Source organism: Terrabacter aerolatus, assembly GCF_007991735.1.
Lineage (GTDB): Bacteria > Actinomycetota > Actinomycetes > Actinomycetales > Dermatophilaceae > Terrabacter > Terrabacter aerolatus.
Window position 1 is genome coordinate 219,004 of record NZ_BJYX01000004.1, and the last position, 14,118, is coordinate 233,121.

14 protein-coding genes and 1 pseudogene are annotated in these 14,118 nt (G+C 69.8%); 5 read left to right on the plus strand and 10 right to left on the minus strand.

From position 1 onward, the window contains the following. Nucleotides 1-4: 4 nt before the first annotated feature. Both TAE01_RS06170 and TAE01_RS06175 read right to left on the minus strand, forming a co-directional pair. Nucleotides 5-2,215, minus strand: coding sequence for an FUSC family protein (locus TAE01_RS06170; RefSeq protein WP_147064481.1), 2,211 nt, complete (start codon nucleotides 2,213-2,215; stop codon nucleotides 5-7). 128 nt (nucleotides 2,216-2,343) lie between these two features. Further along, entirely contained in the window at nucleotides 2,344-3,906 is a 1,563-nt protein-coding gene (locus tag TAE01_RS06175) for a phosphodiester glycosidase family protein (protein ID WP_222594075.1), read from the minus strand. 236 nt (nucleotides 3,907-4,142) lie between these two features. Here TAE01_RS06175 and TAE01_RS06180 point away from each other — a divergent pair, with 236 nt between their 5' ends. Next, nucleotides 4,143-5,012 (plus strand): hypothetical protein, encoded by an 870-nt coding sequence (locus TAE01_RS06180; RefSeq protein ID WP_147064482.1) that lies wholly within the window; start codon nucleotides 4,143-4,145, stop codon nucleotides 5,010-5,012. 298 nt (nucleotides 5,013-5,310) lie between these two features. Continuing rightward, nucleotides 5,311-5,934 (plus strand): dihydrofolate reductase family protein, encoded by a 624-nt coding sequence (locus TAE01_RS06185; RefSeq protein WP_246111176.1) that lies wholly within the window; start codon nucleotides 5,311-5,313, stop codon nucleotides 5,932-5,934. Between the two features lie 139 nt (nucleotides 5,935-6,073). Here the strand turns inward: TAE01_RS06185 and TAE01_RS06190 are convergent, their stop codons facing one another. Beyond that, nucleotides 6,074-6,868: a maleylpyruvate isomerase family mycothiol-dependent enzyme gene (locus TAE01_RS06190; RefSeq protein ID WP_222594076.1), complete on the minus strand. Its 795-nt coding sequence runs from the start codon at nucleotides 6,866-6,868 to the stop codon at nucleotides 6,074-6,076. 845 nt (nucleotides 6,869-7,713) lie between these two features. On the opposite strand from TAE01_RS06190, the pseudogene TAE01_RS21160 reads away from it, so the two are divergent. After that, nucleotides 7,714-7,962: pseudogene (locus TAE01_RS21160) on the plus strand (phage minor head protein); the annotation flags it as partial. A 288-nt stretch (nucleotides 7,963-8,250) separates the two neighbouring features. Here TAE01_RS21160 and TAE01_RS20825 read toward each other — a convergent pair. Further along, nucleotides 8,251-8,442: a hypothetical protein gene (locus tag TAE01_RS20825; RefSeq protein WP_147064486.1), complete on the minus strand. Its 192-nt coding sequence runs from the start codon at nucleotides 8,440-8,442 to the stop codon at nucleotides 8,251-8,253. Between the two features lie 148 nt (nucleotides 8,443-8,590). After that, a complete protein-coding gene (locus tag TAE01_RS20830) occupies nucleotides 8,591-8,776 on the minus strand; it encodes a hypothetical protein (RefSeq protein ID WP_147064488.1) in 186 nt (61 codons plus the stop codon). Nucleotides 8,777-9,048: 272 nt separating this feature from the next. Between TAE01_RS20830 and TAE01_RS06210 the strand changes: the two genes are divergently transcribed. Then, nucleotides 9,049-9,450 (plus strand): hypothetical protein, encoded by a 402-nt coding sequence (locus TAE01_RS06210; protein WP_147064490.1) that lies wholly within the window; start codon nucleotides 9,049-9,051, stop codon nucleotides 9,448-9,450. Nucleotides 9,451-10,871: 1,421 nt separating this feature from the next. Here TAE01_RS06210 and TAE01_RS06215 read toward each other — a convergent pair. From TAE01_RS06215 to TAE01_RS20670, 4 genes are all read right to left on the minus strand, one after another. Beyond that, on the minus strand, nucleotides 10,872-11,198 hold the full coding sequence (locus tag TAE01_RS06215) for a hypothetical protein (protein WP_147064492.1): 327 nt from the start codon (nucleotides 11,196-11,198) through the stop codon (nucleotides 10,872-10,874). A 132-nt stretch (nucleotides 11,199-11,330) separates the two neighbouring features. Beyond that, entirely contained in the window at nucleotides 11,331-11,573 is a 243-nt protein-coding gene (locus TAE01_RS06220; protein ID WP_147064494.1) for a helix-turn-helix domain-containing protein, read from the minus strand. 106 nt (nucleotides 11,574-11,679) lie between these two features. Beyond that, nucleotides 11,680-11,976: a P63C domain-containing protein gene (locus TAE01_RS21165; RefSeq protein WP_222594077.1), complete on the minus strand. Its 297-nt coding sequence runs from the start codon at nucleotides 11,974-11,976 to the stop codon at nucleotides 11,680-11,682. Next, nucleotides 11,907-12,455 carry a hypothetical protein gene (locus TAE01_RS20670; RefSeq protein WP_222594081.1) on the minus strand — a complete coding sequence of 183 codons (549 nt, stop codon included), beginning with the start codon at nucleotides 12,453-12,455 and terminating at the stop codon, nucleotides 11,907-11,909. Before TAE01_RS20670 ends, TAE01_RS21165 begins: the two co-directional genes overlap by 70 nt. Before the next feature lie 258 nt (nucleotides 12,456-12,713). Here TAE01_RS20670 and TAE01_RS06230 point away from each other — a divergent pair, with 258 nt between their 5' ends. Then, a complete protein-coding gene (locus tag TAE01_RS06230; protein WP_186815064.1) occupies nucleotides 12,714-13,202 on the plus strand; it encodes a phosphatase PAP2 family protein in 489 nt (162 codons plus the stop codon). A gap of 118 nt (nucleotides 13,203-13,320) precedes the next feature. Here the strand turns inward: TAE01_RS06230 and TAE01_RS06235 are convergent, their stop codons facing one another. Further along, the gene (locus TAE01_RS06235; RefSeq protein WP_147064498.1) at nucleotides 13,321-14,088 is read right to left on the minus strand and encodes a response regulator transcription factor; all 768 of its coding nucleotides are present in this window, start codon (nucleotides 14,086-14,088) and stop codon (nucleotides 13,321-13,323) included. Nucleotides 14,089-14,118 lie beyond the last annotated feature (30 nt).

The window sequence follows — 14,118 nt, forward strand, 5'->3', positions numbered from 1 at the left end:
CGGCTCAGGGGGCGGCCAGGAGGGCGAGGACGTCGGCCACGCGACCGACCTCGATGCTGGCCGCCCGGGACGACGGGTCCGCGTCGGCAAGGGCTGCGACCGAGGACGTGATGCGCTCGCGTTCGGCGACCGCCACCTCGAGCTCCGAACGTGGCGGTACGGCGTCGAGGTCCGCGAGGCGCCGGGCCTGCGCAGCGAGCTGGGTGCAGGCATCGGCCAGCTCGGCAGAGGCGACGTCGGACTCCGTGACGAGGGCAGCCAGCGCTCGCGCGTGGGCGCCGCAGGCGCCCAACAGACTGAGCCGGTGCCGCAGCCGCACACGGTCGACCCCCATGAGGCCCCCGCGCGCGACGGCGCGGTAGGTGTTGACGATCTGCCGAGACCACGCGTCCAGTCCGACGGTGAGGGCGATGAGGTCGGCGTTCCGGTCGAGCCGCAGGTGGTCGGCACACCCGTCCATGAGGTCGGCCAGCTGGCCGAGGAAGCCGGAGCGAGCGGCGCGCGCGGTCGCTCGAGTGCCGGTCGGCAGGACGAAGATGGAGACGAGGACGCCGATGACCGCGCCTGCGGCGGTCTCCTCGAGGCGGAGCACGAGGACCGCGTCGGTGAACGTGTTCAACAACGTGTACATCTGCCCCAGCAGCAGGGTGATGAAGAAGATCATCGCGGCATACGACAGCTGCTGGAGGTAGAAGGCCAGGAAGATGCTGGCGAACAGCGCCGCGAGGGCCGCGACGTGATGACCGGTCGTCAGGTGCGCCAGGGCGATCGCGCCGAGCAGGCCGGCCATGGTCCCGGCCACCCGGGCCACACCGCGTTGGACGGTCTCGCCCGTGTTGGACGCGCCCGTGAAGGCGATGAACGCCGTGATGACGGCCCAGTAGTAGCGCTGTGGGGAGATGGCCTCACCGACGAGGATGGCGAGCGCCGCAGCCAGCGCTGCCTGGAATGCCTGGCGCGTGGTCAGCTTCAGACGGGCCGGCGACCACCACGCCCGGGCGCTCTCGTCCTCGACCACGCTGGAGGCCACGGCCGCCGACCCCGGCAGGTTGCCCGCGAAGAGCGTGATGACGGGCTCGAACTGGCCGTCGGCGTCAGTCGCGTCGAGCGGATCCTGGGCGTCTGCACGGCTCGCCCTCGGGTCGTCCAGCTGCCCGGAGTCCCACTGCTCGACCAGCCGCAGCAGGTCCGTGGCAGCCCACACCAGCCGGCGCACCCCGGGAGCGTGGGAGGTCTCCTGCTCGAGCGCGCGGACCCATCGGTGTGCCTGCTCGCCGGTCCCCCACCCGAGTGACCGGAGCAGCTGACGGACGTCGCTGCGCACGGGGGCGGCGAGCCCGGCCTGGTGTTGCGCCAGCTCGACCACCGCGGCGGCGGCCTCGTCCATGGCGATCTCGATGTCGACGGTCCACCGGCGGACCTGTCCGCGTCGCAGACCGGACGGGACGGCCCTCGGGTCGGCCAGCTGGCCGTCCATGAGCAAAGCGATCTCCGACAGCTGCACGAGCTGCGCCCGCAGCCGGCGCGGAGGGCCGTTCGCGTCAGGGTCCTCGAGGACGTCGAGCATCGCCGCGATGGCAGCGCGGGACCGAGCTCGCAGAGCGTCGACCGTTCGCCCGAGACGCACCTGCGGGTTGCCACGCAGCACCGTGAGCAGGAGGAGCCCGACCCACAGCGAGGCCACCGCGATGGCACCGATGAGGAACGGCAGGGCAGCGGGCGGCGGGTGCAGGAACAGGGCGAAGAAGAAGCCCTGCCAGGCCAGGAAGCCGTAGGTGAACCACCGTGGCCCGAACCTGCGCACCCACACCGCGGCGAAGGAGACCAGCACGAAGGTGACCAGGCCGAGCACGTGCTGCGCGGACGTGACGACGCCGAGGACCGCGCCCACCGTGGCCGCGACCGGCACGCCGGCCATCATGCCGAGCGTCTTCGTCCGGGAGGGTTCGCTGACGAGGGTGGAGACGAGCATGGCCACGATGGCCCCGAGCAGGACGGCGAGCGTCACGGGACCACCGACAGCCCGCGCGTAGACGAGCTCCACGAGCACCGTCGTGCCCACGGCCAGGACCGCCTTCAGTCCCTGGCGAAGTCTTCCGAGGCCGGGGTCGGAGGCGATCAGCCGGTCGCGGGAGTCACGGAGGCCGTCCCTGAGCCGCCCCGACCCGGCCTGCGGCAGCACCCGGGACCAGCCGGGAACGGTGGGTGGGTGCATGGACACAGATCCTCCCAGCCTCCCCGGTGGGCGGCGTCACCGCGCCCCGAGTCGGGGTGCGGGCTCGGCCGGGTCAGCGCCGCGCCGCGTCCGCAGGCCAGTCGCCGACGGGTGCTCGTCGCGCTCTGCTAGCGGATGACGATCGCGTCGCCGACGGGTCGTTCGCCGGAGGCGTCGGAGGGGTGGGTCACGAGGCGACCGTCGAGGCTCATGGCGGTGGAACCGCCTCCGTCGAGGTTCATCGCGTCGCGCATGCCGAGCGCTTGGGCGACCCGCGCTTCCTCCGGGACCGACAGCCCGAGCTGGTCGGGCTGTCGCCCGTCGACGGTGACCAGCAGGGTGCGCCCGGCCGCGTCCGCACCGGCGAAGGTCCGCGGGTTGCGCTGCAGCACCCACCCGTACGCGAACGAGGGGTCGGTGGGGTGGACCATGCCGTCCGTGCCCTGGGTGATGTATGCCGCGCCGTCGCGGAGCAGCTGCGGTCCCCCGTTGACGACGGTCGTCCCCGGCCGGATGAGGTTGGCCCCATTGGCCTCGGTCAGGCTCAGGCCCAGCCGGGCGATGTGCCCGGGCCGCAGGGCCGACACGATCTGCGTGAGGTTCCCGGTCGCCTGGACCGAGCGCTGTCCGGGCTGAAGCGTCGTGCCGCGCTCGGCTGCGACCCGGACCACGCGGTCGTTGCGGTCGAGCACGACCTCGCTGCCGGGCCCGTCGGGGGTGGAGGGCCCGTAGGCGTCGGTGAAGGCGATGAGCTCGTTCGGGTCGGTGCACGTCGTGTCGTGCACGGGGTGGTCGGTCGGCTGGTCTCCTGGGTCCCCACCGCAGTTGCGGATCAGGCCGGGGACGCGGTTGATGCCGTCGAGCTCGAGGGTCGACGATCCCGCCTGCACGGTGCCCTTCCACACCGGCCGGGCGATGCGGGTCTGCCGAGCCCGGTCGTCGAGGACGAGGGCCGGCCGACCGGCGACCGTCTCGGACTCCAGGAGGCCGCCGTAGACACCTACCCCCGCCGGGTCCCCGGGCGCACCGGCCTTGGGGTCCAGGACGAAGAAGCCGCCGTTGACGGCAGCCCTGGCGTGGGCGTACTCGCCGATCGCCGTGGTGGTCTCGCGGTTGACGAGATCGGGGCCGAAGCTCGCGCCGAGGTGCCCACGGAACTCCCGCGGGTCGATGGTCAGCACGTTGATGCTCCACTGGCCCTTCGCGGGGCTGGCCCCGTCCCACCCGGCGTACCAGGTGCGAGCCGCGAACCCCGCGGCCTGAAGCCTGGTGACGTATGCCGCGGCGTCGGCCCGGGACGTGAACGTGGACGTCGTCCGGACCCGGTAGCCGATGACACCGGCCGGGACGTCGGCGACAGCGGGCTGTCGCACCGCTTCGCTGCGTGCGTCGAAGCCGGAAGCGGTCAGGCGGCGCACCAGGTCGTCGGCGCTGCCGCGGTCCTGGACCGATCGAGGCGGCGCGTCGGGGTCGGGACTGGTCCTGCCGGAGGGAATGCTCAGCTCGACGACCCACGGCGTGCTGGGGTCGAAGGCGCCGCGCACGATGCGGGTCATCGTCACGCCCGGCTCGACCGTCGTCGTCGACCGCGTCTCGGGGAGCCCGGCGGGCCCCAGCGGCAGTGGTGCCGACACGGCATACGCCAGGTGACGCATCGGGAGCGGAGCCGCCTGCGTGGACGATGCCGTCACGCAGCCCACCGCGATGACGAGTGCCGCACCAGCCGCAGCCCTGCGTGTCGGCCTGGGTCGGTCCGTGGTTCGCGCCAGTGACATGCCAGTCACTCTGACCGTCCACGGCACCGAGGACGCCGCGATCAGGTGAACGAGTCGTGAACCTCGGGGGAGGTCAGGCCGCCCGTCGTTGATCCCTTGGACGTGTCACCGGCCTCCCGTCGGCGGCGAGTTGGGACGATGGGCGGGTGAACATGGATCGTTCGTCGAAACCGGGACCGGCGCGGCAGCAGGGCGCGATCGACTGGCTCGCGGCGTGGTGCTCGACTCGAGCGGACGTGTCGTCGTTGTCCGTCGGTTGTTCGATCGGTCGCGGGGTCGCCGACGAGCTGTCCGACGTCGATGCCGCAGTCGGCGTCGCAGCACCACCGGGGCACGACGGACGCGACGTGATCGAGCGGGTGGAGGGCGCGCTGGTCGCCTCACTCGGAGAGGCCGGTGAGGTGGTCGACGTGCTGCGGGACGGCTCCGCCTCGCCCGACCTCGTCATCCGGCGCGTCTTCGTCCAGTACGCCGATCGGCTGCAGCTGGACCTCGCCGTGATCGCCGAGGACGCGGTGCGCCGCGGTGATGCCGCGCCCGACTTCGTCACGGTCTACCGGGCCGAGACCGCTCCTCGGCCGGCGCCCGCGCAGCAGTCCGCGTACTCCGTCTCGGCCGAGCAGGTACGTGAATGGGTGTTCCGCGGATGGCGCGCGCTGCTCGATGCCGACAAGTACCTGCAGCGAGGCTCGCTGTGGGAGGCCCACGGTCGGTTGCACGAGGCGCGGGGCTTCATCTGGCAGGTGTGGGCTGCCGCCAAGGGCACGTCGTATCCGCAACACGGACTGTCGCAGGTCCTCGACGACAGCCCCGACGACCTGCCACCCGGGATCGAGGACACGGTGGCCGGGCTCGACGCCACGGAGCTGCGACAGGCGCTCTCGGCGGCAAGCACGGTCCTCACCCGAAGCAGCCAGGCCTGCGCCCCGCGGCTGGGCACCGAGCCCCGGATGGCGGCATCCGCCCGGACACTCCTTCACCACGCCGAGCCCGCGGACGGCTCGACGCCCCGGCCGAGCTGAGCCCGGCAGCGTCGCGAACCCAGCCCGCACCGATCAGCCCGACGCGTCGGCGACGCCGGCATCATGCGATCTGTGAGAGCTGCACGCGGGCCCGGGAGGGTGTGGGTGGGCGCCGCTATGGTCGCCGCATGCGCGACGACCTCCCCGAGGTGGTGCTGACGACGACGGTCAGCGTCGACGGCCGGATCACCTTGGCCGTGAGCAATCGCTTCTCGATCCACCCGTCAGAGCCCGCTGGGAGACGATCACGGTCCCCGGGGCCTTCGAGACCCGCCACGCGCAGATCGATGCTCAGGTCATCCTCGAAGGCAGCGGGTCGTTCGTCGTCCCGGACGCGGTCGCACCACGGTGGCCCGAGCCCACCACAGACCACGAGCTCCTCTGGGAGGACCACCTTCCGGACGTGGCGACACGGTGGTTCGTCGTCGCCGACGGGCGGGGTCGCGTCGACTGGTCCTTCACCGGGGATTCGGACCTGAAGCTGCATGTGCTCGTGTGTCGCGGAACTCCCGCCGGCTACCTGCAGCGGTTGCGCGACCTCGGTGTCGGCTACTTCGTCGTCGGGGACGAGCGCGTCGAGCCCCGCGCAGCGCTGGCGCGGATCCGGCGACGCCTCGGGGCGACTCGCGTCATCGCGGACTCGGGTGGAACCCTGAATGCTTCGCTCCTTCGAGAGGGACTCGTCGACATCCTCGACATCGTCACGCTGCCCGGTCTGGTCGGCGGGGCCGGCACCCCGACCATGATGGACGGCCCGCCGCTCCCCGCCGGGGTGCTGCCGCGGCGGCTGGACCTCATCGACGTCCAGGTGGAAGGGGCGGCCGTCCGGACCAGATATCGCGTCCGCACTACCGACGGACCCGCCCGGTCGATGCGCACCGGGTCCCCGCTGAAGGCGCGAGGCTCGGTCCCACACGCCTGACGAGGGGGCGTATGCCGGGAGGGCCCCGACGGATGGCTCAGCACCTGCCTCTCCCCCACCGTCGTCCATGACCCCGGACCGTCGTCCCGGCGCTCCGGAGGATCACCTTCGCCGTCGCGGGGACGCGCCGTGTCGCGGCTCAGTAGCCGGGGAAGACCGCGCGGAGCTCGTCGAGGGTGACGTTTCCGGTGACCTTCACCCCGGCGGAGTGCTCGGGCCCGAGGCGCCCGCTGAGGAGCCGCACCACGGCTTCCGCCGGGCCCTCGAACGCGGCCGTTGGACGGTCCACCGAGTCGAGCACGCTCACCCCGTCGGCGATCACGAGTGCACCGCCGGGAATCGTCAGCCGGACCTCCTGTTGGAGCAGGTCGGCCTTTGCCGAGAAGCCCAGCAAGAAGGCCAACGGCTCTTGGAACAGCGTGATGAGCAGCTCGGCGGACTCGGGATCGACCGTCGCGGCCTCTTCGAGCCCGGCACGCACGTCCCAGGCGTGGTTGGCCACTTCGTTGAGACGCATGCCCAGGGCGACCAGCAGCGGAACGGGCTCGGGCAGGAAGCCCAGGTCGATCATCAGGCGGTCACGTTGCTCGGGGCTGAGCCCGTCGACGGTGTCGAGGTATGCCGCGTCGTGCCTGACGAACTGAGCCGCCTGGTCGGTCGGGGCGGAGGCATCCCACCGCGCCCAGATCGCCTGGTTGTCCTCAGGTTCGACGTGTTCGCCTGCGGCACGGGCGATCGGCTTCCGGCCGATCTCCGCGCCGCTGCCGACGTGCGAGAGCACGTCCGCGACGCTCCACTCGGACGCGCCGCTGGGGGCAGCCAGATCCTCCGCGGACAAGGTCGGGGCCAGCGTGGCGAGAGTGTGGTGGTTGGAGTGCAGCGCCGCAACGACGCGGTCAAGGGTGGTCACCTTCGACGCAACCGTCCAGACCACGGCCTTCTTCCCTCACGTCATCGACTGAGACGACGCCGACGCTGCGTCGCCGCCACTGAGGTCTTGCCGGACCGGCCGAGACGGGCACGAGTGTTGCGCTCGAAGGATCCCACGACAGCTCGCCGACGACGGGGTCTCGAAACACGTCACCGCAGTCACAGGTCTGAGGGACGAGCCGGTCGATACGCCGGGGATTGCCATCGGTCGATCGACTCGTGCAGCCGTTGGTGCCCCAGGCCTCTGACCTGCGAAAACGCAAGTTGGCAAAGTTGAGACGGATGGCTCGGTGCGACGGGTCTCGAAGTTTTTGCGGACTTTTTGCGGACCAGGTGCGTCCTCCAGCTCTTGCTCGTGCCGCCTCTGGCGGACGCTTTGACGCCCGCCACTCCTCTGCCCGGTCCTACCTCAAGGCTCGGAGGCGAGCCTTGAGGTCCGCACTGTCCTGCGAGCCCGACTCTCCTCCGCGCCGCCCTCACCGAACTCGCCGCGCTCTCGAAGGACGGCCGCTCGCCCACCGGGGCGCAAATCGTTCGAGCGAAGCGCACCCAACGGGCCACGGCGATCACGCGCGACGCGCTGCAGCAGCTCGCCAACGAGCTGCCGATCTCCGTCACGCAGGTCCTGCCCAAGATCACGGCGGACGCCGCCGACTGGTCCCGCCGCAACACCGCGTCCCAGTACCCGAGCCAGGCCGGCACTACGGCCGAGGTCATCGCGACGTTCTCGAGGGTCGATGACGCCGCACTGTCGGCGATCGTGAAGCGCACCACACAGCAGGTCACCTCGCTCGCGCGGCCACTGTCGGCTCAGGCCGAACGATCCGTGAACGCCTCTCTGATCCGCGCATCGCACTCGGTGAGAACCCGCGCATGGCCGCGGCTCGCATGCTCGACCGCGTCCACTGCGAGTTCGACGGCGGACGGAACCGGGCCCTCGTCATCGCCCGCACCGAGCTACTGGACGCGCACCGCGCCGGCAGACGCGCTCAGGACCTCGCCAGCGCCGACGTGCTCCGTGGACGGCAGTGGGTGTCGGCGCTCGACCGCCGTACCTGCCCATCCTGCTGGGCGCGCCACAGCGAAACGTTCCAGCTCGACGTTCCCGGGCCCGACGATCACCAGCAGGGCCGCTGCGCGCGAGTGCCGCTCGCGAAGTCGTGGCGCGACCTCGGCGTCGACGTCGACGAGCCCGAGTCGGTCCTGCCCGATGCACAGACCTCATTCACTGGTCTCCCGCGAGAGGAGCAGGTCACGATCATGGGCAGGTCCTGGCTCGACTTGCTCGACCAGGGCAAGGTCGGCTGGTCAGACCTCGCGCAGAAGCGGACGACGTCGGGATGGCGCGACTCGTGGGCACCGACGCCTGTGAAGAACGTTGGTGGCCTAGCCGCCGATCTTGGCCAACATGATGCCGAGAAGCACAACGAGGGCGCCGAACCCTATGGCGATGCCGCCGGCCTGCATCCCGAACACTCCCCGCTGACCGGGGTCGCGGCCGCTAGCCGAACGGCGTGCGCCGACGATCACCCCGGCCAGGCCCAGCGCGATGACTGTGGCGCCCACCCAGATGAGCACCGGTCAGACCCTCCTTGCGAGCTCAATCGGCCCCTCGAACCTGAGCGCGCCGCACCGGGTGCACTCGTACTCGACATGGGTCCCGTCGCTGTCCATCGTCATCCCGGTCCTCGACCAGACGTGCTCGACGCAGTTCGCCCTGGGCGCGTCAGTCACGGCGTGCCGCCCGCTCGATGTCCTCTTCGATGTTCGCATGCCAGCCCTGGTGCAGCCGCGCTGCTCGGTCGGACTTCAGTACCAGCGAGCCGCACTCGCCGCACTCGATATGACCCGTGTGCAGGTCCGTGAATCCGTTCATCCATGCCGGCTCGGCCGGGTCCCCTTCGTATCGCATGCCCTCAGAGTTTCACGACCAGGAGGTCGAACCACGGCGAAGCGCATCACCGAATCGCGGCCGTCACCGTCAAGGAAGCCGGCAGTGGCAAGGCCGGCCGCCTCAAGATCGGTCTCATCACGTCGGGTCGGGGATCGTCCAGCTACTACAGCGACAAGGTCCTCGAGAACGTAGCCACCGCGAAGGTCTACCCCGCCGGCACCAAGATGTTCCTCGACCACCCCGGCGAGAACGAGAAGTACGAGCGGCCCTAGCGGTCCGTCCGCACCGTCGTGCCGCTGCTCGTCGCGCTCGTCACGTCGCTGCTCGTCAAGGCCAGCATCGACCCGGGCCCCTACCAGCAGCTCATCGCGCAGCTCGTCGGCGGCGCCGTGGCCACGGCCTACTACGTCGCGGTCCGCGTCTTCGAGACCTACGTGAAGCCCCGGTTCGGGTGGCTCCTCGGCTACGCGAAGCAGCCCACCTACGACGCCCCCGCCGCCCCGTCTGACGCCTCCCCCAGTGGCGCGGTCGCAACCGAGGCCACGGAGGGCATCCCCGAGGGTGCGCCGGTCGAGGTCGTGCCTGCTGGCTCGGTCGGTGACGGCCTCGGCGATGCTGTCTCGGGTGTCGCCGACGGAATCTTCGGCTGCGACACGAAGACGGACGCGACGTACCTCGGTCGGCACGAGTGACCAGACCGAACGAGGACCGCGCCGCTGGCTGACCACCTTGTCGGCGCGGTGGCGTAGCGTCGCCCGCGCGACCAGATCGCATGACCGCTGGTTCGGCGCCCCACGCCATAGAAGGGCCAGCGCAGAGCCCCCGCTCACCTCACGGTGAGCGGGGGCTCTTTGCGCGTTCTCGTGCGGGCGCCCACAGCAGCCCCATAGGTTGAGCGTGCCGGACAAGCGCACTCCCACCCTGCGCGAGACCGGCTCTCCGCTGCCATCCCCCTACTCGGGCAGCGGAGTGTGTCGGCATCGAGAAATGGTGTCGCCATGTCGGCCCGGGCACCCCCGTCCGCGGCCGGCCACCGTGACCCCGGATCAGGCCCCCCGAGCCGGGGTCACGGAAGGAAAACGCGTGTCGGTCGGCCCGTTCGCCGACCATCCGTAACCCTCGAGCCTCGCTATCGTTGAGATAGCTGCGGGCGGTGGTTATCCCCCCGAGGGCCACCGTCCGCCTCACCCCGTTGCCAGAAGAGCCCCTCACGCCGCCGGCGTCTGGGGCACTTCTGTTGGCCGCAGTCATGGGTGGGGCCCCGGGCCCCCTCCACGAGTAACCCGAGGCCCCGCGACGACGGCAACTTGGGGTCAATCCGTCGTCACCAGGTAGACGATCGAAACCCCGGATCATGACATGGTTCCTGAAGGGCGGCACTCAGGTCACCTTCAACATCCCGTGGCAACCTCTCTGTCGCGCACCCGCCGATGGCTCCCCTGTCTCGGCGGGTGCGTCCACGCGCCAAGCGGATCCCCCCTCTGCGGGCGCATGGCGACGCGGCCCGCTCACCCCCGCCCGAGCGGGCTGCGTCACGAACCGTTCCCGATCCGTCCTAGACCTGATCGAATTGGACGACCAAGCCGCCACCTTCAGATTGCTCGACGCCGGAAGGGGTACGTTCGCCGACATGCGACTGGCGTCTCGGGGGCCCGTCGATAAGGAGTCATGCCGGCAACGGCTTCTTCGCGAGTGGCTCGAGCTGGAAGAGCGGTACGACCGGGAGCTCGCGCGCAGGTTCTATGCGACGCGCGGCCAGGCCAGGCCCGCTCCGCCCGGTCTTGAGGTTGATTTTGAGCACTTGGCGCAGGCCGCGGCGCGAGCGAAGGCGGCCTACATCGAGGCAGGGAACTCCGCGAGCTAGCAGGAGCCGCGCGGGGCACGCCGAGTACTACCGTGGGCTCATCGGCTGCCAGCACCTTCCCCCGAGGACGCCGGCAGTGCGTCGCCATCGCGCGGCGTGGGCGGCGCCTCCCCCACCACCCCCGGAAGCGCCGCCACCTCCCCCATGCGACGGTCTTGCTCAGGGACAGGCTGCCACTCGCGGGCAGGTGGCACAGCGAAACGCAGCAATCCGCCTGGCACCGGTGACGGACAGCCTCGGCCAGTGGTCTTACGCCATCTGGGTCGGGGTTCGAGGCTGCAGGTTCGTCTTCTCGACGAGCTCCTCCACCACGTCTTGAGCCAAGTCCTCATCCTTGGCGGCCTGCGCCTCCTCGTGCTGCTTGACCTCGACGCGGGCAGCCTGCCACGCGGACCAATGGCCAGAGACAAGAGCCCACAAGGACAGGGCTGAGACGTAGACCACGGAGTTGACCCAGTGCGTCACCAACGAGACGGGGATCATCACCAGCCAGAAGATCGTCAACCAGCCGTTGACCCTCCGCATGAACACCGGGTCGCCCTGCACACTGGCCCAAAGAGACTTGATGACAGTCATCGAACACCTCCTTGCGACGGAACTGCGCCTCTGCAGCGAGCAGAGAATAGGGGGGATTCCTGAGAGCGCGCTTCATGAAGCGGCGACCCCGACACCGAGTAAAGAGAAGGGTGCCCATCCTCAGGGGAACTGCTAGCCCTGCGAGCGAGGTGCCCCGCGACCGCGCCGCTTCACCCCGGCCTGGTCGAGCGCACGGCGCACTGCCGACTGCGTCCGGCGCGTCAGCTCCGCGAGCTCGTGGATCGAACGGCCGTCGGCGTACTGCTCCGCGCAGAAGGCGAGCAACCGCGCGCGCTGCTCCGGGGTCTGCCGGCTGACCGCGGTGCCCGCGAACTCCGGGAGCACCTCGAGGACCGGACGGCCCGGGTACGGCACAACTAGAGCCCGCCGTCCTCGTCGAAGTTCATGGGAATCGTGTCGCCGAACCGCGGGTGGCTCTAGTCGATGTTTCGCTTGAAGTCCGGCCACGACTTGCTCAGTTTCATGATTGTGACGACAGAGGCGAGGTGCTCACGCAACTTTGGGTGCCCATGTCAGGAGTCAGCCGCTGGTGCAACTTGTTCTTCGGTCGCCCGCTGCTTGATTTCGGCGTCTGGCGCTGCAACTCCTCCAGGATGCCGGGAGCAAGACGCTTGTACACAACATCGTTCGTGATGAGACCGAAGTATCGCGGCCGCTGGACACTGTCCTTCTTGTAATTAAGGCCCTTCAACCGAAACAACTCCTTGTAGTACTCGTCCGGAAAAGTACGCACCCATGGCTGCAGCTCCTTAGCCACAACTCCTCGAGAATCCGTGCAAGCGCATCGCGTTGCTGGACCTCTTGGTACCCGGTCGCCTCATCAACGAGCGCGATGATGCCAACTCGCGCCAAGCCGCGGACCAGCACTTCGGCTTGGCGGGCGACGTGCAACTGCTGATAAGGCGACGCCTTGGCGTCGCGAGCCTGGAGGTAGATCTCGCAGATCGCCGGCAGCAATTCAGCGTTGTAGCCACTAGCTCGGCCACCGTTTGGCAGCTTGAATGTGATCGGGCGAGCCTTGGCGAGGACATCGTCCGGAATGAATGGCGCGATCGCGCGACCCTGAAGGATCGGCGGGATCGCACTTCCGCTGCGCGTGTTAGCTCGACGGTGTCGACCGAGCGCTTGGAGAAAGGATGCCTGCGTCAGTACCCGAGTCCCGTCGTCGAGCACGTAGCAAGTCAACTCGACATCGCCGATCACCAGCGGCTTGTCAGGTGAGCCGCAGATGGCCACGTTCTGGGGCTCGGTCCAACGCGCCTCCGCTGCTTTACGGCTGATCTCCGATCGGCGAGCGGGAGAGAGCTTTGCCGCACGCGCGACGCGCCCCTTGGCCTTGGCTTCGTGGGCTTGCTCGCCCGCTCATCTGCATGCATCGACTCCCAGCACGGTAGCGAGCCCACCTTGACGCACCCCGAAAGTGCTGGCGGCGGGCAAGCCGTTGGGGTTCGCCCTCGCAGCCGGCACCCAGACAAGGACAGGCATCATGGGTCGGTGACCCTCGTGACCCTTCTGGCGACCTACACCCTCTTCCTCGTGCTGCTGGTCGCAGCCGTCGTGTGGCTCACGCTGGACCGGCCCCGCAAGGTGGAACTCGTCGTCGCAGGGGTGGTGGCTCTCGCGGTTGTCGGGGTGCTCATCGTGGTCACGGGCGACCTCTGGACTGATCCTCGTCCCTTCGTGGTCGACGGCGTGGCACCGGCGATCGCGCATGCTGCCGACAACGGCTTCCCGTCCGACCACACGGCCGCTGCGGCTGCCGTTGCAGGCCTCGTGCTGGCGTACCGACGCCGCATCGGCATTCTGCTGGTGCTGCTCGCCGTCGTGGTGGGCATGTCCCGCGTGGCCGCTCATGTGCACCACGTGCCTGACATCATCGGCGGGCTCGGGATCGGGCTGATTGCGGCCTCAGCAGGGGTCACGCTGGCTCGTGTGGCAATGCGTGCTTGGGCGGCGCGGCAGAGCGAGTCGCGCGTCTCCTGACCGGTTTGCCCGAGCGGGGCTGAGACGAGAGGCCGCCGCAAGCGCCTTGGGCTGCGGCGAAGGACGGTTCACGGGCGTTGCACCGGTCATGCAACGAACGCCCACTTTCGGCGACGGCTCAACGCGTTTCCGGGTGCCGTCCGTCGTGGTCTGCATGCTCGCGGGGTGGGGCGTCCAGGCGGTAGCCGTGCCCGCGAAGTGTGGTGATGGTCGGCATCCGTCCCCCGGCGTTGGCCCCGGCGGCGAACAGGACGGATCGCAGATGTGCGATGTGCACGTCCAAGGTCTTGGTGGAGCCGTACCAGTTCTCGTCCCATACCTGGGCCATGAGCTGTTCGCGGCTCACCGCGGTGTCGGGCTGGTCGGCTAAGGCCGCGAGGAGGTCGAACTCCTTGGCGCGCAGTCGTAGTTCGTGGCCGTCGACGAAGACTCGTCTGGAGGACCGCTCGAGGGTGAGCGCGCCGAGCACGGTGCTGGCCGGCTGGGCTTGGTCGTTGGTGGTGTGGCGGCGTAGGTGGGCTCGGAGGCGAGCGAGAAGAACCGTGACGGTGAAGGGCTTGGTGAGGTAGTCGTCGGCGCCGGCGTCGAGTCCGGCGATGACGTCGATCTCCGCGGTGCGGGCGGTCAGCATGATGATCAACAGCTCGGGGAACTCGGCGCGGACCTGCCGGGCGATGTCGACGCCGTCCGAGTCCGGTAGCCCGAGGTCCAGGAGCATCACCTCGCAGGGGCAGGTGCGGAGGTGTTCGAGGGCTCTTTGGCCGGTGCGGAACCAGCTGGTGTGGTAGCCGTGGCTCTCGAGGGCCTGCTGGAGGTGGCGGCCGATGACGGTGTCGTCCTCGACGATGACGACGGGGACGCCGGAGGCTCCCCACGTCGGTGACATGGTCTCGATGCTAGGTGTACCCGGTCATGA

Excerpts from the sequence above, each read along its gene's own strand:
- TAE01_RS06170 (WP_147064481.1), bottom strand. The coding sequence starts at position 2,215 with ATGCACCCACCCACCGTTCCCGGCTGGTCCCGGGTGCTGCCGCAGGCC.
- TAE01_RS06180 (WP_147064482.1), top strand. The coding sequence starts at position 4,143 with ATGGATCGTTCGTCGAAACCGGGACCGGCGCGGCAGCAGGGCGCGATC.
- TAE01_RS20830 (WP_147064488.1), bottom strand. The coding sequence starts at position 8,776 with ATGCGATACGAAGGGGACCCGGCCGAGCCGGCATGGATGAACGGATTC.
- TAE01_RS06215 (WP_147064492.1), bottom strand. The coding sequence starts at position 11,198 with ATGACTGTCATCAAGTCTCTTTGGGCCAGTGTGCAGGGCGACCCGGTG.
- TAE01_RS06235 (WP_147064498.1), bottom strand. The coding sequence starts at position 14,088 with ATGTCACCGACGTGGGGAGCCTCCGGCGTCCCCGTCGTCATCGTCGAG.